This window comes from Kineococcus mangrovi (assembly GCF_041320705.1).
GTDB lineage: Bacteria > Actinomycetota > Actinomycetes > Actinomycetales > Kineococcaceae > Kineococcus > Kineococcus mangrovi.
Map to the genome: position 1 here is coordinate 40,795 of NZ_JBGGTQ010000008.1, position 18,190 is coordinate 58,984.

Sequence of the window (18,190 nt, forward strand, 5' to 3'; positions counted from 1 at the left end):
ACGTCAGCGGGCGAGGACCTCCGCCCGCGCCGTGCCGGTGGTGCGCACCTCCCGGTACGGCTCGGTGGGGAACACCAGCTGCGTCACCGCGACCGGCCCGGCGAGGACCTCGACCGAGCAGCGGTCGAGCAGGACGGAGAACTCCCTCAGGCCCTCGGGCAAGGGGGTGCGGTCGACGCGGGCGAACTCCTCGTGGAAGTCTACGAGCCCCGACGCGCGGCGGTCGACGACGAGCTCACCCGTCACCACGGCCAGCCGGACCACGTCGTCACCGGCGGCGAACTCCCACGAGGCGGTGGTGCCGGGCGTGAACGCGCACCGCACGAGGGCGGCGGTCGGCAGGTCGTCGACCGGGCGGGTGAAACCCGCGGTCACCTCGGGGGAGAACGTCTGCACGAGCGTCGGCTCGCCGCCCACGCTCACCAGGGACAGGTCCCGCGGAGCGGTCATCGCCCCGCGCCACGGAGCGGTCGGGGTCAGCCCCGCGTACGTCGGCTGGGCCATCCACCCGAGCAGCACCCGGCGCCCGCCGGGGGCGTCGGTCCACGTCGCGACCGCGTACACGTCCGGCCCGACGTCGAACGGCCGCGGCGGGCCGCCGCGGAACCGCGCGCCGTCGAACGTCCCCACCCGGTACTGCACCCGCGATCCGGTGGAGTCCTGCACGCTCAGCAGCAGGACCCAGGACTCCTCCCCGTCCGGCCCGTCCAGCGGCAGGGGGAACAGGTCGGGGCACTCCCAGATGCCGACGCCGGGTTCGTCGCGGAAGCTCCCCACCTCGGTCCAGGTCCGCAGGTCCTCGGAGGCGTGGACGAGCAGCGTCCGCTCGTCGGCCTCGACCGTCACCATCCGCCAGGAGTCCCCGTACCGGAACACCTTCGGGTCGCGGAAACCCGTCGAGCCGCGGTCGAGCACGGGGTTCGCGGGGTCCTTGACGAACGTCGCGCCGTCCTCGCTGCACGCCAGCGACTGCGCCTGCTTCCCGTCGTCGTACGCGCTCGTGTAGATCGCGACGACGCGACCGTCGTGGACGACGGCGCTGCCGGAGAAGATCGACTCCTCGCCCTCGCGGGGGATCGCCACCGGGTGGTGCTCCCAGGTCAGCAGGTCGCGCGACGTCGCGTGGCCCCACGACACGTTCCCCCACACCGCACCGACGGGGTTGTTCTGGAAGAACAGGTGCCACACCCCGTCGCGGTGCAGCAGGCCGTTGGGGTCGTTGAGCCACGTGTCGTGGGCGGTGAAGTGCGCCAGCGGCCGGAAGTCCACCCGTCCGAACCTACCCGTGCGCGGGGGAGGTGTCCGGGGCAGGATCAGCGGGTGAACGCCTCCCCGGTCCCCGGCCGCTTCGCCGACGCGGACGTCGTCGTGACCGGTGCCGCGCACGGCATCGGCCGGGCCTGCGCGCGGCGCCTGGCCGCCGAGGGGGCCCGCGTCGCCCTCCTGGACCGCGACGTCGCGGCGGCCGAGGCGCTGCTGCCGGAGCTGGCGGGCACCGGCCACCGGGTGCGGGCCGTCGACGTCCTCGACGACGCCTCCGTCCGCGCCGCGTTCGACGGTCTCACCGCGCACGCGCTCGTCCACGTCGCCGGCCTGGCGCTGGAGCAGGGGGAGTTCGAGGACTCCCGCGACGAGGAGTGGACGGCCAACCTCGACCTCAACCTGCTCGGCGCGGTCCGGTGCACCCGGGCCGCGCTGCCCCTGCTGCGCGAGCACGCCACGTCCGCCGTCGTCCTCGTCAGCTCCATCAACGCCCTCGCCGGGCTGGGCGGTGAGGCCTACGCGGCCGCCAAGGCCGGGCTCGGGGCGCTGGCGCTGAACCTCACCCGCACCCACGCCCGGCACGGGGTCCGCGCGAACGTCGTCGCGCCCGGCACGATCCGGACCCGCGTCTGGGACGGGCGGCCGGGGATGCCGGACGTCTGGGCGGACTGGTACCCCCTCGGCCGCGTCGGTGAACCCGAGGACGTCGCGGCCGCCGCCGCGTTCCTCGCCTCCGACGACGCGGCCTGGATCACCGGCCACACCCTCCCGGTGGACGGCGGGTTCCTCGCCAACGTCCGCTGACCACCCCGGTCACAGGGGCGGGGCGACGAGCGCCTCGTACGCGTCGAGCTCGGCGAGGAACCCCTCCTTGACCTCCTCCGACGCCCAGGAGATGTCGATGGCGTTGCGCTGCAGCTGGATGAGCTCGTCAGGACCGAGGTCGGCCGCCCGGGTCAGGGCGACGAGGTTCTCCGTCACGTACCCGCCGAAGTAGGCCGGGTCGTCGGAGTTCACGGTCACCTTGACGCCGCGGCGCAGCAGGTCGGCGATCACGGGCGCCTTGCTGTCGTCGGTGACGAAGGAGTTCGAGACCGGGCAGCACGTCAGGCCGGTCCCGCGCTCCTGCAGCAGCGCCAGCAGCCGGGGGTCCTCCACGACGTTCGTGCCGTGGTCGACGCGGTCGACCTCGATCTCCTCCAGCGCCTGCCGCAGGTGCTCGAGGGTGTCCTCCTGGTCGACGTCGCAGTGCACCGTCACCTTGAACCCGGCCTCGCGGGCGCGGGCGAACAGGTGCGCGAACCTCCCCGGCGGGTTGCCGCGCTCGTCGGAGTCCAGGCCGATCCCGACGATCTGCTCGCCGAACCCCAGCATCTCCTCGACGACCTCCTCGGCGCTCTCGACCGGCATGTCCCGGACGATGCACAGGATCAGCCCCGCGCTCAGCCCCAGCTCGCGCTGCGCCTGCTCGACGGCGTCGTGGTAGCCGAGCACGACGTCCTCGAACGCCACCCCGCGGGCGAGGTGGACCTGGGGGTCGAAGAACACCTCGGCGTGGCGCACGTTCTGCTCCGCGGCCTTGCGGAAGTAGGCCATCGCGAGGTCGCGGAAGTCCGCGCGCGTCACGAGGACGTCCATCGCGGGGTAGTAGACGGCGAGGAAGGAGGCCAGGGAGTCGAAGACGTAGGTGGCCCGCACCTCCTCGACCGTGCTCTGGCCGATGTCGACGCCGTTGCGGCGGGCCAGCTCGAGCTTCAGCTCCGGTTCGAGGGTCCCCTCCAGGTGCAGGTGCAGCTCGACCTTGGGCAGGGCGGCGGTGAAGGCGTCGAGGTCCATGCCCCGATCCTGCCCCCTCGGCGACACCGGGTCGCCCGAGGAGGCGGTCGGACGAGGCGGTCGGACGAGGCGGTCGGAGGAGGCAACACGACCGCAACACGACGGCCACCGGACCGAAACCCACCGGGGCCGCGACCGGGGCACCCTGGGAGGCCCGGACCGAGGAGGTCGACGTTGCCCACGCCGTCCACGTGCCCCGTGCTCGACCCCCGCCTCACCGACGAGCAGGCCGCGCGGCTGCACGCCGCCCGCGCGCTCGTCGACGCCGCCCTCGCCCCGCGCCACCTCGCCGGGCTGGCCGTCGCGCGCGCCCGCGCCCGTCGTCCACCGGTGCTCCTGCCCGAGCTCGGCGTCGGCGCGCAGGACCTCGTCGTCCGCGGGGCCGCCGGGCCGCGGCCGGCGCGGCGCTACGTCCCGGACGAGCTGCGGCAGTCGGCGACGGTCCTCTTCCTGCACGGCGGCGGCTGGGCGCTCGGCGACCTCGACACCGACGACCTGCTCTGCCGACGGCTCGCGGCCGCCACCGGCGCCACCGTCCTCAGCCTGTCCTACCGCCTGGCCCCCGAGCACCCGTGGCCCGCGGCGCTCGACGACGCCTCCGCCGTCCTGGAGGCGCTGGCCGCCGGCCGGGTCCCCGGGCTCACCGGCCCGCTCGTCGTCGCCGGTCACGGGGCCGGGGGACAGCTCGCGGCCGTCCTCGCGCTGCGCGCCCGCACGGGCCGGGTGCCACCGCTGGCCCACGTCCTGCTGCTGTGCCCGCTGCTGGACGACGACCTCGACCGCGACTCGCACCGCCGCTACGGCCAGGGGCTGGGGTTGTCCGTGGACGACCTCGCCTGGTTCTGGCGCATGCACGTCCCCGACCGCGCGGCCCGGCACCGCAGCGACGTCGTCCCCGTCCGGACGGGGGACCTGGCGGGGTGCGCGTCCACGACGGTCGTCGTGGCGGGCGCCGACCCGGTCCGCGACGAGGGCCTGGCCTTCGCCTCCGCCCTGGCGCGCGCGGACGTCGACGTGCGGGAGGTCCTCGTCGAGGGGGTGCCCCACGCGTTCCTGACGACGCCGGGCGTGGCGGCGGGGGAGCGGGCGGTCCTCGAGGCCGCCCGGCACCTCACCGCGACCCTGTCCGCCGACCGGGTGCTGGACCTGCGCGAGAGCGTGCCGCAACCGCGCTGACCCAGGACGGGACCGGCGGGCCCGGGGCGCTCCTTCCACCGCGCCGGGGCTCTGGACGACCCGTATGGTCCCCGGGTGACTGTTCCCAGCATCCAGCTCCACGACGGCGTCACCATCCCCCAACTGGGTTTCGGGGTCTGGCAGGTCCCCCCGGAGCAGACCGCCGAGGTGGTCCTGCAGGCCCTGCAGGCCGGTTACCGCCACATCGACACCGCCGCCGGGTACGGCAACGAGGCGGGCGTCGGTGACGCGCTGCGCGCCAGCGGGATCCCCCGCGAGGAGGTGTTCATCACGACCAAGCTCGCCAACGACGAGCACGGTCGCGACAAGACCCTCGCCGCGTTCGACGCGTCGATGGACCGGCTCGCCCTGGACTACCTCGACCTGTACCTCATCCACTGGCCGCAGCAGGCCGACGACTACGTCGAGACCTGGCAGGCGTTCGAGGAGATCAAGGCCTCCGGCCGCGTCCGGACGATCGGCGTCTCGAACTTCCAGAAGACCCACCTGCGCAAGCTCATCGACGAGACCGGGACCGTCCCGACCGTGAACCAGGTCGAGGTGCACCCCTACCTCGTCCAGGAGGACCTGCGGTCCTTCAACGCCGAGCACGGCATCGCCACGGAGTCCTGGAGCCCGCTGGCCCAGCGCCTCGGGCTGGTCGAGGACCCCGTCGTCACCGGCATCGCCGAGGAGACCGGCCGGACCCCCGCCCAGGTCGTCCTGCGCTGGCACCTGCAGCAGGGGAACGTCGTCATCCCCAAGTCCGTCACGCCCGAGCGCATCGTGTCGAACTTCGACGTCACCGGGTTCGAGCTCTCGCCCGAGCAGGTCGAGGCCCTCACCGGGCTGAACCGGGACGAGCGCACCGGCCCGGACCCCGACGTCTTCGGCTGAGCGACGTCTCCGGCCGAGTCAGCCGAGGGGCAGTTCGAACCACACGGTCTTCCCGGCCCCGTCCGGGTCCAGCCCCCACCGGTGGGCGAGGGTGTCGACGAGCGCGACACCCCGCCCGCCGGTCGCCGTGGGCGGCACGTGCCGCACCAGGGGGCGCCCCGAGCCGCCGTCGCTGACCGAGACGCGCACCGCCCCCTCCAGGTGGTGCAGCCGGACCTCGATGGGCTCACCGCCGTGGCGCACGGCGTTCGTGACCAGCTCGGTCGCCAGCAGCTCCAGCGTCTGCCGGACCTGGGTGGGGAGGGTGACGGCGGCGAGCTGCTCGCGCAACCACGACCGGGTGCGCCGAGCAGCCGACGGATCGGCCTGCAGCTCCAGACGCGTCATGCCACCTCGTTCGTCCCCGTTCCCGCGCTCGTTCCCGTCCAACTCTGGCACCCGCGGGGCCCGGGGCAACCCGGACCCGCCGGACCGGGTGACGCCGGACCGGTCGACGGGGATGATGCACCGGTGCAGACGGCGCCGACGGACCAGACCCCGGGAGGACTGGCGCAGACCACCCTGCTCCCGGCCCACCCCGACGTCGACCTGGACCGCTTCGCCCGGCTCGGGACCCTCGCCCTGGGCGTGCCGGTCGCCCTCGTCTCGATGGTCAGCCGCCACGGCCAGGTCCTCCCCGGGGCCGTCGGCCTGCCCGAGCCGTGGCAGAGCGCCCGCCGGACGCCCCTGACGCACTCGCTGTGCCAGCACGTGGTCACCTCCGGGGACGTCTTCGCCGTCGAGGACGCCCGGCGCGACCCCCTCACCGCCGACTCCCTGGCCATCCCCGACCTCGGCGTCGTCGCCTACGCGGGCGCTCCGCTGCGGCTGCCGGACCCGCGCACCGGGCTGCCGACGGCCGGGGCCCCCGTCGTCGGGGTGCTGTGCGCCATCGACGGCCGGCCCCGCCGGTGGAGCCGGGAGCAGCTCGGGGTGCTGGCGGACCTCGCCGCTGCCTGCTCCGCCGAGCTCGGGCTGCGGGTGCTGGAGGAGCGCAACCGGCTGCTGCTGCGGCTCGGGGACGCCCTCGTCGGCGCCCGGTCCGTCGAGGAGGTCAGCTCCACGGTCGCCCGCGTCACCCGCTCCGAGCTGGGTGGCGCCTGGAGCGGCCTGCTGCTGCCCGACGGGCACGGGCGGCTGCGCTTCACCACGCTGGACGCGCTGCCCCCGGGCACCCTGCCCGCCTGGACGACCATCGACCTCGACGCGCCCGTCCCGGCCGCCGCGGCCGCCCGCGAGCGCCGACCGCTCCTGTTCGCCACCGTCGAGGAGCTGCGGGAGGCGTTCCCGCTCGTGGAGACGAAGGCCCTCATGCCCGACTTCGCGGCGTCGGCGTACCTGCCGCTGCTCGTGCAGGACCGGCTCGTCGGGGTGCTGTGCCTCGTGTGGGCCTCGGAGCGCCAGACGCTGGACGCCGAGGCCGACGTGTGGAGCGCGCTGGCGCGGTTCACGGCGCAGGCCCTGGACCGGGCGACGCTGGACGCCGAGCGGCGCTCGCGCGCGCAGGTGCTGCAGCAGTCGCTACTGCCGCGGCTGCCGGAGTCGACGGGGCGGTTGCAGGTGCGCGGCCGGTACGTGCCGGCCACGCGGGAGGAGCAGATCGGCGGTGACTGGTACGACGTCGTCGTCGGCCCCGACGGCGCGGTCACGCTGGTGCTGGGCGACGTGGTCGGTCACGACATGGCGGCCGCCGCGACGATGGCGCAGGTCCGGGGGCTGCTGCGGGCGTTCGTGTGGGACCGGGCGGCGTCCCCGACCGGGCCGGTGCAGCGGCTGGACCGGGCGCTGCCGGGTCTGGGGGTGGACGCGCTCGCAACGCTGGTCGTGGCCTGCGTGGAGGAGGGCCCGGACGGGTTCGCGCTGCGGTGGACGAACGCCGGGCACCCGCCTCCGGTGCTGCTGCACCCCGACGGACGCACCGAGCTGCTGGCCGCGGCCCCGGACCTGCTGGTGGGTCTCGTCGCGGACGCCCCGCGGCACGAGCACGTGGTGCCCGTCCCGCCGGGGGCGACGCTGGTGCTGTACACCGACGGGCTCATCGAGCAACGCGGCCGCAGTCTCGTCGGGGGCATCGAGCGGGTGCGGGAGTCGTTGCGCGGCAACCGGTCGACCGATCTGGACGTGCTGCTGGACACGCTGCTGGCGGAGCTGGTCGGCGCCCGGGGCGAGGACGACTGCGCCCTGCTCGCCGTCCGGTTCCCGTGACGGTCACAGCGGGGCCGTCAGCTCCAGGTTGATGTCGTCCGGGTCCTGCAGGGACAGGATCGCGATGCCCTGGTCGAGCTCGAGGACCTGACCGTGCTCGACGCCGCGGGCGGCGAGGCGTTCGGCGGCCCGCTCGAGGTCGGCGCGGGAGCCGACCCGCAGGCTGACGTGGTCCAGCCCGACGCGGGTGGAGACGAACCGGTCGCCGGCCTCGGCGACGGGGCGCAGGCCGAGGAGCTGGTCGCCGAGGGCGAAGACGCAGCCGCCGTAGAGCCTCTCGGGGTCCTCGCGGACCCCGGGGTCGGCGGCCTCGGCGCTGAAGTCGACGGCTGGCTCGACGTCGAAGACGTCCTGGTAGAACGCCTTCGAGCGGGCGATGTCGGTCACGGTCAGCCGGACGTGGTGGATGCCGGTCGGCTGCGCGGCGGGGGTGTCGGTGGTGGTCATGCGCTCAACCTCCTCCGCCGCGGGCCGGTCCGCACGCGGGAGCGGGCTAGCGTGCGGCCGTGGCCGGATCCCGCACCGCACCCCGCACCGCCTCCCTCACCGACGTCGCCGGGCTGCAGGTCGGGCAGGTGACCCGCCGCGGGGACGGCTGGCTGACGGGGGTCACCGTCGTCCTGCCCCCGCCGGGCACGGTCGGCGGGGTCGACGTCCGCGGCGGTGGCCCCGGCACCCACGAGACCGACGCGCTCGACCCCCGCACGCTCGTCCCGACCGTCGACGCCGTCGTCCTCACCGGCGGGTCGGCGTACGGGCTCGTCGCCGCGCACGGCGTCCAGCGGTTCCTCGCCGAGCGGGGGCGCGGCTTCCCCGTCGGGCCCGGGCCCGGGCAGGTCGTGCCGATCGTCCCGGCGGCCGCGGTGTTCGACCTCGGTCGCGGTGGCGTCTTCGGGAACCACCCGACCGAGGAGATGGGGTACGCCGCGGCCGAGGCCGCGACGAGCGGCCCGGTCGAGCGCGGTGTCGTCGGCGCCGGGACGGGGGTCGTGGTCGGGGGCCGCTGGAAGGGCGGTACGGGGACCGCGTCGGCGCGGGTGCCGGCCCCGGCCGGTGAGGTCGTGGTGGCGGCGCTCGCGGTCGTCAACGCGGTGGGGGTGCCCGTCGGCGCGGGGCTCGAACCCGGTCCGGGTGCCCCGCTGAACACGACGCTGGTCGTCGTGGCCACCGACGCCGCCCTGGACCCGGCGGAGACGTCGCGGACGGCGACCGCGGCCCACGCGGGGCTGGCGCGGGCGCTGGACCCGGTGCACACGCTCGCCGACGGCGACACCGTCTTCGCGCTCGCGACGGGTGCGGTGCCGTTGGCGGCCGACCGTCCCGCGCGGGTGGGGCAGCTGGTGGAGCTGCAGCGGGTGGCGGCCGACGTCGTGCGCGCGGCGGTGCTGGACGGGGTGGCGTCCGCGGAGCCGGTGGGGGACTGGCCCCGCTTCCCGGCCTGAGCCCCCGGCGGGTCAGGCCCCGGCGGTGCGTAGGTCGATCGTGCGGGTCGAGGGCGCTGCGGCCCGCACGCGGCCCTTGCCCGACCCCTTGGCGGCGTACATGGCCTGGTCGGCCTGCTGCAGGACGCGGGTGGCATCCTGGGAGGCGTCGGCCATCGCCAGCCCCACGCTGATCCCGACCTGGAACCGCCACCCCGCGACGGGGAACGGGTCGGTCATCGCGGCGACGACCCGCTCGGCGACGTCGGCGGCGGACGCCTCGTCGGGCAGGCCGGGGCACACGACGGCGAACTCGTCCCCGCCGAGGCGCGCGACGGTGTCGCCGGGGCGGACGGCGGCGGTCAGCCGGTCGGCGACGTCGATGAGGACGTGGTCGCCGGCCGCGTGCCCGCCGGTGTCGTTGACGGGCTTGAAGTCGTCGAGGTCGCAGTACAGGAGGGCGACCCGGTCACCGCTGCGGGCGGCGGCCGACAGGGCGTGCCGCAGCCGGTCCTCCAGCAGCGTGCGGTTCGGCAGGCCGGTCAGCGGGTCGTGCAGCGCGGCCTCGCGCAGCCGGCGCTGGACGAGCCGGCGCTGGGTGACGTCGGCGACCTGCACGACGGCCCCGATCTCCCCGGGGCGGCCGCCGTCACCGGGGGCGGGCCAGGCGGCGGCGGCCAGTTCCAGCCACACCTCGCCGTCGCCGTGCTGCAGCTCGGCGTGCCAGTGCGCCTGCCGGCCCGCCCCGACCTCGAGCGCCATCTCGGTGACGGCGGTGACGAAGGTCTCGCGGTGGTCGGGGTGGACCTGCTCGGACCAGTCCGACCCGACCTCGACGTCGGCGCCGAGCATCGACTGGAGGCGTTCGTTGACGCGGGCGACGACGGCGGACCCGTCGGGCCGCAGGCGCAGGAGCGCGACGCCGAGCAGGGCGTCGTCGAACGTGCGGCGGAAGACCTCCTCGCGGCGTTCGGCGGTGACGGTGGCGCGCTCGCGGGAGCGCACGACGAGGGACATGACGAGCGTGACGGCGCCGGAGACGAACAGCAGGGCCTGCAGGGCGAGGGACCCCGTGAGGCCCTCGCCGTAGGGGGCGGGGCCGCGGGCCGTCCCCAGGGTGGCGACCACGGCCACGACGAGCTGGCAGGACAGCGCCCGGCCCACCCCGAGGCGCGCTGCGCCCCACAGGACGGGGACGATGACGAGGAAGGCCCACGAGCCGCGCGTCGTGGTCCAGGAGACGGCAGCGGACAGCAGCAGCACCGCGGCCCACTCCGACAGCGCCGCCCGCGAGCGCCGCTCGTCCGCGGGGCGGGTGTCCGCGGGGGCGAGGAGGAGCAGGGGGGCCACGAGCAGGATGCCGAGCAGCTGGGCCAGGGCGTAGGGGGCGCCGTCGGTGCGGTCGGCGGCCTGGACGAGCAGGGTCGCCGCGGCGACCCCGGCACCGGCGCCGGCGGTGAAGCGCCAGGCGTCGCGTCCCCGTCGCAGGCGCGTGGACTCCCCCCGGCCGAGCGCGGTGATCAGGGCTGCGCCGACGCCGCACTGCAGCGCCTGCGCGCTGGCGAACACGGTCACCTCGATGCCCCGGACCTGCCCCAGGTGGCAGGCGAGGACCGAGCCGACGAGCGTCCCGGCGACGCACCACCACCGCCGGGCCGGCCGGCGGACGGCCAGGCCGAGCGCCGCTCCCGCCGCGGGCCACCAGACGACCTGGGTCAGGTCCTGGGTGCGCGTCAGGGCGGGCGTCAGCGCGGTGAGGGCGGCGACGACGAGGGCCGTCGTGACCGCGAGCCGGACGCCGCCGCCGCGCACGGGGGCGTTCGGGCGAGGGGTCGGGGCGCTCTCACCCGTCCGGCCCTGCGGGAGTCTCGCGATCATGGCCACCTCCTCGGCAGGTGGGACGCCGGCCTTGAGTGCTCCGACCGAGTGAATCACTTTTCGTGTCTCAATCGTCACATGGAGTCACTGAATGTCGGTGGAGCAGCCGCCCGCCGGGACGTCAGCGGGGGGCGGTGACCACGAGGTAGCGGGTCCTCGCGCCGGGCTCAGCGCCGGGTTCAGCGGCGGGGGCGCGGAAGGTGCAGTCGGCCGCCGGGCCCAGGGTGAGGCAGTCACCGGCGGCCAGGACGTGCTCGACGGTCCCCTCGGTGAGGGACAGCGTCCCCGCCAGCACCCAGACCTGCTGGTGGACGCGCGCGTAGGCGGCGGCGGGGTAGGTCACCGCGGCACCGGCGGGCAGCTCGATCTCGGTGAGCTCGAGGTGGGCGCCCGCGGGGGACAGGGACCGGCGCCGGTACCCGCTCGCCGGGTCGGTCCACACCGGGGCCTCGGCGCCCCGGACGACGCGCTCGTCCTGGCGGCCGGGCTCCTCCACGCGGGCGAACAGCTCCGACAGCGTCAGCCCCAGGGGTCCGCAGAGCCGCCCGAGCAGCGCGGCGGACGGCTGGGACGCGCCGCTCTCGACCTTCAGGACGGCCCCGCGGGAGACGCCGGAGGCCTCCGCCAGGGCGGCGGTGCTCAGGCGCCGGTCGAGCCGGGCCGACCGCAGCTCCCGGGCGAGCCGCGCACCGAAGCCGCCCGCGCCGCCCGCGTCGCCGTCGTTCACGGGATCCACTCTAGAGAACACTCCAGTGAGCACCAGCGCCCCGTTCGTGCCTACTGTGGTGGTCGTGACCTCCTCCGCGCCGCTGCCCGACCGCGCTCCCATGCCCGTCCGCACCCCGCCGCCCGGTGCCCACGCCCTCGTCGTCGGCGCCACCGGCATCACCGGCACCGCCCTGGCCGAGCAGCTCGTCGCCGCCGGCTGGCGCACCTCCGGCCTGTCCCGGCGGGCACCCACCGTCGAGGGGGTCGAGCACGTGCGCGCCGACCTGTTCTCCCGCGACAGCCTCGAGCGCGAGCTCGCCGCGCTGGCGCCCACCCACGTCTTCGTCACCGCCTGGGCGCGGCAGGACACCGAGACCGAGAACGTCCGCGTCAACGGCGGGATGGTCCGCGACCTGCTCGCCGTCCTCGGCTCCCGGGGAACGGTCCGGCACACCGCCCTCGTCACCGGCCTCAAGCACTACCTCGGGCCCTTCGAGGCGTACGGGCAGGGCGACCTGCCCGACACGCCGTTCCTGGAGGACGCCCCGCGGCTGGACGTGGAGAACTTCTACTACGCCCAGGAGGACGAGCTGTTCGCCGCGGCCGACCGGTACGGGTTCGGCTGGTCCGTCCACCGCGCGCACACCGTCACGGGCTTCGCCGTCGGGAACGCCATGAACCTCGTCCCCACCCTCGGGGCGTACGCCGCGATCGTCCGCGCCACGGGGCGGCCCTTCACGTTCCCGGGATCGCGCACGCAGTGGGACGGCGTCGTCGACCTCACCGACGCCGGCCAGCTCGCCGACCACCAGCTGTGGGCGGCCACGACCCCGCAGGCCGCCGACACCGCCTTCAACGTCGTCAACGGCGACGTCGTCCGCTGGCGCCGGCTGTGGCCGCGGCTGGCCGAGCACCTCGGCGTCGAGCCCGCCGGGCCCGGGCAGGAACCGCTGACCCTGGCCGAGCAGATGCGGGACGCCGAGCCGGTCTGGGCGCGGCTCGTGGCCGAGCACGACCTCGCCGAACCGGACCTGTCCAACGTCGCGTCGTGGTGGCACAGCGACTCCGACCTCGGCCGCGACATCGAGGTCCTCGCCGACATGACGCGCAGCCGGCTCGCCGGGTTCGCCGGCCACGTCAGCACCGAGCGCGCGCTGCTGAACCTCCTCGACCGCTACCGCGGGGCGCGGGTCCTGCCCGCCTGAGACCGCGCGCGGCGCTCGGCCTCGAGGAACCGGTCGTGCGCCGCGTGCGCCGTCACCCGTGACGTCACGTCGACCTGGTACCCGGCCACGTGGGTCACGTCCCCGCCGCCGGCCCGGATCGGCGCCAGCAGCAGCTCGTTCCAGAAGACCGACCCGTCGGCGCGGCGGTTGAGCAGCGTCTCGCGGACGGGGTCCCCCGCCGTCAGCGCCTCCCGGATGCGGGCCCGGGAGCTCTCGCTGGTCTGCTCGGTCTGCAGGAACCGGCAGTTCACCCCGAGCACCCGCCCGGCCGGGTACCCCGTCAGCGTCGTGAACGCCGGGCTCACCCAGCAGATCGGCAGGTCCGCCGTGCCGGCGTCGGAGATGACGAGCGAGACGCCGGCGGCGTCGAGGGCCGCCTGGTCGTACCCGACGAGACCGGGCAGGACGCTCGCGTCGAGCGCGGGCGGACCGTCGGGGAACGAGGACATCGGGACCTCCCTGGGCCGCCGGGCGGGGCGGGCGCCCCCGTCTAGATGATGCCCCGCACGCGCGTGCGGCGCAGCGGAACCGTCCGGCCGGTGCAGCCGGCGGTGCCCGACACTGGGTCCGTGAGCATCCCGCACTCCTCGCACTGGGGGGCCTTCTCCGCCGTCCCGACCGACGGCGGCGTCCAGGTCCTGCCCCACCCCGACGACCCCGATCCGTCGGCGCTGCTCGCCAACGTCGCCGCCGCGGCCACCCCCACCGCCCGGGTGCTGCGCCCGCACGTGCGCCGCGGCTGGTGGGAGGACGGGCCCGGGCCGGACGAGCGTCGCGGCCGCGACGAGTTCCTGCCCGTGGAGTGGGACGAGCTGCTCGACCGGGTCGCGGGGGAGTACCGGCGGGTCCTCGACGAGCACGGCCCGCGCGGCGTCTACGCGGGGTCGTACGGCTGGGCCAGCGCCGGCCGGTTCCACCACGCCCAGAGCCAGCTGCACCGGTTCTCCCACGTCCTCGGCGGTGCCGTCCGCTCGTCGTGGACGTACAGCCACGGCGTCGGCGAGGTCCTCATGCCCCGCGTCGTCGGCAGCCAGGAGCCCCTCATCTCCCCGACGTCCTGGTCCAGCGTCGAGGAGCACACCGACCTCGTCCTCGCGTTCGGCGGGCTGCCGGCGAAGAACTCCGAGGTCGCCAGCGGCGGGATCAGCCGGCACGAGGTGGCCGGCCGGCTGCGGCGCGCCCGCGAGCGCGGGGTCGAGTTCGTCCTCGTCTCCCCGCTGCGCGACGACCTCGCCGCCGAGCTGGGGGCGCAGTGGGTCGACGTCGTCCCGGGCACGGACGCGGCCCTGCTGCTGGCGATGTGCCACGTCCTGCGCGCCGAGGGCCTGCACGACGCCGAGTTCCTGCGGCGCTGCACCACCGGGTCGGAGGAGTTCCTGGCCACCCTGGAGGAGTTCACGCCGGAGTGGGCCGAGGGCGTCACGGGGGTCCGGGCCGCGACCGTCCGCGACCTCGCCCGCCGGGCCGTCCGCGGCCGGACGATGGTGACGGTGAGCTGGTCGGTGGCCCGCGCCCGGTTCGGGGAGCAGCCGTTGTGGGCGGCCGTCGCCTTCGCCGCGATGGTGGGGCAGATCGGTCTGCCCGGCGGGGGTTTCGGCCACGGCTACGCCTCCACCGGCGGGGTCGGCAAGCGGGCGGGGTCCTACCCGTTGCCGACGTTCCCGCAGTTCGCGGACCCGCTGCGCGTGCGCATCCCGGTGGCCCGCATCGCCGACGCGCTGCTGCACCCGGGTCAGGAGTACGACGTCGACGGCCGCCGCGAGACGTACCCGCACCTGCGGCTCGTGCACTGGGCCGGGGGGAACCCGTTCCACCACCACCAGGACCTCACCCGGTTGCAGCGGGCGTTCCGCGCCGCCGAGACGGTCCTCGTCCACGAACCGTTCTGGACCGCGACCGCCCGGCACGCCGACGTCGTGTTCGCCTCGACGACCACGCTGGAGCGCAACGACGTCGGGGCCGCCCGGTACGACGACCGGCTCATCGCCATGGGGCGGGTCCACGAACCCCTCGGCGCGGCTCGCGACGACTACGACGTCCTCGCCGCGCTGTCGCAGCGCCTCGGCACGGGCGAGCGGTTCACCGAGGGCCGGACGGGTGAGGAGTGGGTCGAGCACCTGTGGGAGGAGTGGCGGACCGGCCCCGCGGCCCGCGCCGGGATCACCGCCCCGGCCTACCGCGAGTTCGTCGCGGCGGGCGAGTTCGTGCTGCCCGCCGAACCCACCGAGAAGGTGATGTTCGCGAGCTTCCGCGCCGACCCGGGGACGTACCCGCTGCGGACGCCCAGCGGCCGGGTGGAACTGCACTCGGCGACGATCGCGGGGTTCGGCTACGACGACTGCCCGGGCCACCCGGTGTGGCTGGCACCGGAGGAGGTCCCCGACGCCGAGTTCCCCCTGCACCTCGTGGCGAACAACCCCGCCACGCGGCTGCACAGCCAGCTCGACCACGGCGCCACGTCGCAGGCGGGCAAGGTCGCCGGTCGCGAACCCGTCCGGATGCACCCCGAGGACGCCGCCGCCCGCGGGTTGCGGCCGGGGCAGGTCGTCGTCCTGCGCAGCCGCCGCGGCAGCTGCCTGGGCGGGCTCGTCGTCTCCGACGCGCTGCGCCCCGGGGTCGTGCAGATGTCCACCGGCGCCTGGTTCGACCCGGTCGCCGGGGCGGCGGCCGGGGTCACCTGCGGGCACGGGAACGTCAACGTCCTCACCCGCGACGTCGGGTCGTCGCGACTGGCGCAGGCCTGCACCGGTCAGCACGCCACCGTGCAGGTGAGCGCGTTCGAGGGCGTCCCGCCGCGCGTCACGGTGTTCGACCAGCCGTCCTGACGGCGAAACCCGGTGGCGGCCGCCCGGTCACCCCGGGCAACCTCGCCCGGGTGCTCCCCGTCGACCTGCACCCGTTCGCCGCCCTGCGCCTGACCGTGCCCCACCCCGAGGGGGACGTGGAGCTGCGCGCGGGGGACCTCGAGGGCGTCGTGGAGCTCTCCCGCGTCGCCGCCGCCGGCGTCCACGCCGACGACGCGATGCCCTTCGCGTTCCCCTGGACCGACTGCGCCCCGGACGAGCGGGCGCGCCGCACCTTCCGCTGGCAGCTCGGCGGGTGGGCGTCGTGGACGCCGCAGGACTGGCGCCTCGACTTCGTCGTGCGCCGCGCCGGGGTGGTCGTCGGCACGCAGTCGCTGGAGGCGCGCGACTTCCGGGTGCTGCGCGAGGTGAGCACCGGGTCGTGGCTGGGGCGCGGGCACCAGGCCCGCGGGACGGGCACGCTCATGCGCACCGCCGTCCTGCACCTGGCCTTCGCCGGTCTCGGCGCGGCGCTCGCCCGCAGCGACGCCTTCCTCGACAACCCCGCCTCCCTCGGGGTCTCGCGCCGGCTCGGCTACCGGGACGACGGTCTGCGCACCCTCGTCCGGCAGGGCGTGCCCGCCCGGACCCAGCGGCTGCGCCTGGACGTCGCCGACTGGAGGGCCCGGGCCCGGCCGGGCGTGCGGGTCGAGGGGCTGGAGCCGGTGCTGGCGGCGCTCGCTTAGCGTGCTGGGCCCGGCACTTCAAGTCCTGACGTGCCGGATGGGCCGAACGGGTCGGCGACCGCCGCCGGTTGGGGCATCATGGGCCTCCGAACACGGCGCGCCACCCACGAGGGTGCGCAGTGCCGCCGAGGCGGGGAGGAGCCGCACGTGACGACCGAGGGATGGCCTGACGACAGGCTCACCTCCTCCGACGCCCCGTCCCTCGTGCGCCACCACGCCGGGCCGGGCGCAGACCCCGACCGCTACGAGCTGCTGGGCGAGGCCGACGGCACGGACGAGGCGTGGCACGTGCTCGACCACCGCGCGGCCGCCGGTGAGGCCCTCTTCACCCTCGCCGCGCTGCGGCCCCGCGACGTCGCCGACCTGGAGGTCCGGCACGAGCCGGAGGACGGGCACGAGCCGGCGGACGGCCCGTCCGCGGAGCAGCTGTGGCGCGAGCGCGCGGCCGGGCTGGCCCGCGTCCGGCACGCGCGCCTGGCCGGGGTCGTCGCCACCTTCTCCGGCCCCGCCCCGCACCCCCCGGGCGGCGCCGCCGACGACGGACCCGAGTGGAACTACGCCGTCCTGGAGCAGGCCGCGGGCCGGTCCGTCGCCGACTGGCTGCGCGACGACCCCGGCGCCGGGGTGGAGGAGCGGTTCACCGTCCTGGCCACCGCGGCCAGCGTGCTCTCCGAGCTGCACCGCGGCTCCGAGGACGCCCCGCCGCTCGTCCACGGCGACATCACCCCGCGCTCGGTGCGCCTCGGTGGGTTCTGGCCCGCCGACGGCGTGCGGCTGGCCGGGGCCAGCCTCGGCGGGCTGCGCCGCGGTCCGCTGCGGCACTCCCCGGACTCCCCGTACACCGCGCCCGAGGTCCGCGCCGGTGCGCTGCCGTCCGCGGCCGGCGACGTCTTCGGGTTCGGCGCCACGGCCTTTTTCCTGCTCACCGGCTCGGCGCCCGCCACGTCCCCCGACGGGGTGGTCGAGCCGGCCCTGGTCCGCCGTCAGCTCGGCGCCGCCCCGCTCACCGCCCCCCACCCGGGGCTGGCCGACCTGCTGCTGCAGGCCCTGTCGCCGGACCCGTCGCAACGACCCGACCGGCTGCCCGCGTGGGTGAACGGCATGCGCGCCTTCGTCGAGCCGCGCCCCTCCCTCGATCCCCGCGACGAGCGGTCCGCGCCCACGCCGTTCGTGCCGCTCGCCCCGGTGGGCGCGACGCGGTCCCTGCCCAAGCGGCCCGTCGTGGTCGTCGTCGGTGCCCTCCTGCTCGCGACCGCGGGCACCGCGGTGGCCATCGCCGCCGTCCAGCAGGGCAGGCTGCGCGACGTCCCCAACCCGGTGGCGATCGTCCAGCCCCCGCAGGAGTCGGCGTCCGTGCCGACCGCGGCACCGACCACGTCGGTGCCCGCACCGGGCACCAGCGCGGCCGACACCGGGCAGCGGACCGGCGGCGGGGCGCAGGGGCCGACGACGCGGCGGAGCACCTCCGCGCAGGCACCCGCGCAGACCTCGGCGCAGGAGCCGGCCCAGACCCCGTCCGGGCAGCTGCCCGGGTCCCCGCTCCCGTCCTCCGCCGCCCCGCCGGTCCTCGTGCCGCCGTTCGCCACGAGCCGGCCCCCCGCCGAGACCCCCACCGCGTCGGCCGCCCCGCCGCTCACCGGTCCCGCGGCGCCCCCGACGACCGGCCCGCCGACGAGCACCCCGCCGCCGGCGCGCCCGACGCCGAGCATCCCCTCGACGATCCGGCCGCCCACCCGGACACCACCCGTCGTGGTCCCGCCCACCCGGACGCCGGTGGCGACCCCGCCGGTGGTGACCCCGCCGGTGGTGCCCCCGCCGGTGGTCACCCCGGGCACGCCCACGACGACGCGGTCCCCGGCTCCGTCGACCCCTCCGGCCGGCCCGCCGACGACCGGTCCCACGGGCACACCCACGACCGGCCCCGCACCCACGACCGGGACCAGGCCTGCGCCCGGGACCACGCCTGCGCCCGTCGACCCGCCCACCCCGCGCAGCGGGCCCACGCCGTGACC

The 18,190-nt window shown here is 76.3% G+C and carries 16 protein-coding genes; 9 read left to right on the forward strand and 7 right to left on the reverse strand.

The window, feature by feature from the left end:
• Nucleotides 1-3: 3 nt before the first annotated feature.
• The gene (locus AB2L28_RS16305; protein ID WP_370720045.1) at nt 4-1,269 is read right to left on the reverse strand and encodes a glycoside hydrolase family 32 protein; all 1,266 of its coding nucleotides are present in this window, start codon (nt 1,267-1,269) and stop codon (nt 4-6) included.
• Nucleotides 1,270-1,320: 51 nt separating this feature from the next.
• Between AB2L28_RS16305 and AB2L28_RS16310 the strand changes: the two genes are divergently transcribed.
• Nucleotides 1,321-2,067 (forward strand): SDR family NAD(P)-dependent oxidoreductase, encoded by a 747-nt coding sequence (locus AB2L28_RS16310; protein WP_370720046.1) that lies wholly within the window; start codon nt 1,321-1,323, stop codon nt 2,065-2,067.
• A 9-nt stretch (nt 2,068-2,076) separates the two neighbouring features.
• On the opposite strand, the gene add is transcribed toward AB2L28_RS16310, so the two are convergent.
• A complete protein-coding gene (gene add, locus AB2L28_RS16315; protein WP_370720047.1) occupies nt 2,077-3,099 on the reverse strand; it encodes an adenosine deaminase in 1,023 nt (340 codons plus the stop codon).
• 174 nt (nt 3,100-3,273) lie between these two features.
• Here add and AB2L28_RS16320 point away from each other — a divergent pair, with 174 nt between their 5' ends.
• Nucleotides 3,274-4,275, forward strand: coding sequence for an alpha/beta hydrolase (locus AB2L28_RS16320; RefSeq protein WP_370720048.1), 1,002 nt, complete (start codon nt 3,274-3,276; stop codon nt 4,273-4,275).
• A gap of 75 nt (nt 4,276-4,350) precedes the next feature.
• Nucleotides 4,351-5,172, forward strand: coding sequence for an aldo/keto reductase (locus tag AB2L28_RS16325; RefSeq protein ID WP_370720049.1), 822 nt, complete (start codon nt 4,351-4,353; stop codon nt 5,170-5,172).
• 18 nt (nt 5,173-5,190) lie between these two features.
• Here AB2L28_RS16325 and AB2L28_RS16330 read toward each other — a convergent pair whose 3' ends face one another.
• On the reverse strand, nt 5,191-5,559 hold the full coding sequence (locus AB2L28_RS16330; protein WP_370720050.1) for an ATP-binding protein: 369 nt from the start codon (nt 5,557-5,559) through the stop codon (nt 5,191-5,193).
• Nucleotides 5,560-5,682: 123 nt separating this feature from the next.
• On the opposite strand from AB2L28_RS16330, the gene AB2L28_RS16335 reads away from it, so the two are divergent.
• Nucleotides 5,683-7,416, forward strand: coding sequence for a GAF domain-containing SpoIIE family protein phosphatase (locus AB2L28_RS16335; protein ID WP_370720051.1), 1,734 nt, complete (start codon nt 5,683-5,685; stop codon nt 7,414-7,416).
• A 3-nt stretch (nt 7,417-7,419) separates the two neighbouring features.
• Here the strand turns inward: AB2L28_RS16335 and AB2L28_RS16340 are convergent, their stop codons facing one another.
• Nucleotides 7,420-7,863 carry a VOC family protein gene (locus AB2L28_RS16340; RefSeq protein ID WP_370720052.1) on the reverse strand — a complete coding sequence of 148 codons (444 nt, stop codon included), beginning with the start codon at nt 7,861-7,863 and terminating at the stop codon, nt 7,420-7,422.
• Nucleotides 7,864-7,922: 59 nt separating this feature from the next.
• On the opposite strand from AB2L28_RS16340, the gene AB2L28_RS16345 reads away from it, so the two are divergent.
• A complete protein-coding gene (locus AB2L28_RS16345) occupies nt 7,923-8,858 on the forward strand; it encodes a P1 family peptidase (protein WP_370720053.1) in 936 nt (311 codons plus the stop codon).
• A gap of 12 nt (nt 8,859-8,870) precedes the next feature.
• On the opposite strand, the gene AB2L28_RS16350 is transcribed toward AB2L28_RS16345, so the two are convergent.
• Nucleotides 8,871-10,715 carry a diguanylate cyclase domain-containing protein gene (locus AB2L28_RS16350; RefSeq protein ID WP_370720054.1) on the reverse strand — a complete coding sequence of 615 codons (1,845 nt, stop codon included), beginning with the start codon at nt 10,713-10,715 and terminating at the stop codon, nt 8,871-8,873.
• A 121-nt stretch (nt 10,716-10,836) separates the two neighbouring features.
• The gene (locus tag AB2L28_RS16355; protein ID WP_370720055.1) at nt 10,837-11,442 is read right to left on the reverse strand and encodes a helix-turn-helix domain-containing protein; all 606 of its coding nucleotides are present in this window, start codon (nt 11,440-11,442) and stop codon (nt 10,837-10,839) included.
• 100 nt (nt 11,443-11,542) lie between these two features.
• Here AB2L28_RS16355 and AB2L28_RS16360 point away from each other — a divergent pair, with 100 nt between their 5' ends.
• Complete coding sequence (locus AB2L28_RS16360) at nt 11,543-12,628, forward strand: SDR family oxidoreductase (protein WP_370720198.1); 1,086 nt, start codon at nt 11,543-11,545, stop codon at nt 12,626-12,628.
• Here AB2L28_RS16360 and AB2L28_RS16365 read toward each other — a convergent pair.
• Nucleotides 12,598-13,098: a PAS domain-containing protein gene (locus AB2L28_RS16365; protein ID WP_370720056.1), complete on the reverse strand. Its 501-nt coding sequence runs from the start codon at nt 13,096-13,098 to the stop codon at nt 12,598-12,600. The two genes, AB2L28_RS16360 and AB2L28_RS16365, sit on opposite strands and share 31 nt — an antisense overlap.
• A gap of 120 nt (nt 13,099-13,218) precedes the next feature.
• Between AB2L28_RS16365 and AB2L28_RS16370 the strand changes: the two genes are divergently transcribed.
• The 3 genes from AB2L28_RS16370 (at nt 13,219) to AB2L28_RS16380 (ending at nt 18,188) form a co-directional block, all read left to right on the forward strand.
• Nucleotides 13,219-15,474: a molybdopterin-dependent oxidoreductase gene (locus AB2L28_RS16370; protein ID WP_370720057.1), complete on the forward strand. Its 2,256-nt coding sequence runs from the start codon at nt 13,219-13,221 to the stop codon at nt 15,472-15,474.
• A gap of 50 nt (nt 15,475-15,524) precedes the next feature.
• A complete protein-coding gene (locus AB2L28_RS16375; RefSeq protein ID WP_370720058.1) occupies nt 15,525-16,178 on the forward strand; it encodes a GNAT family N-acetyltransferase in 654 nt (217 codons plus the stop codon).
• A 147-nt stretch (nt 16,179-16,325) separates the two neighbouring features.
• Nucleotides 16,326-18,188, forward strand: a complete 1,863-nt coding sequence (locus AB2L28_RS16380; RefSeq protein ID WP_370720059.1) for a serine/threonine-protein kinase — start codon at nt 16,326-16,328, stop codon at nt 18,186-18,188.
• Nucleotides 18,189-18,190 lie beyond the last annotated feature (2 nt).

Coding starts and splice junctions, on each gene's coding strand:
- add (WP_370720047.1), bottom strand. CDS start 3,099: ATGGACCTCGACGCCTTCACCGCCGCCCTGCCCAAGGTCGAGCTGCAC.
- AB2L28_RS16330 (WP_370720050.1), bottom strand. CDS start 5,559: ATGACGCGTCTGGAGCTGCAGGCCGATCCGTCGGCTGCTCGGCGCACC.
- AB2L28_RS16340 (WP_370720052.1), bottom strand. CDS start 7,863: ATGACCACCACCGACACCCCCGCCGCGCAGCCGACCGGCATCCACCAC.
- AB2L28_RS16350 (WP_370720054.1), bottom strand. CDS start 10,715: ATGATCGCGAGACTCCCGCAGGGCCGGACGGGTGAGAGCGCCCCGACC.
- AB2L28_RS16360 (WP_370720198.1), top strand. CDS start 11,543: ATGCCCGTCCGCACCCCGCCGCCCGGTGCCCACGCCCTCGTCGTCGGC.
- AB2L28_RS16365 (WP_370720056.1), bottom strand. CDS start 13,098: ATGTCCTCGTTCCCCGACGGTCCGCCCGCGCTCGACGCGAGCGTCCTG.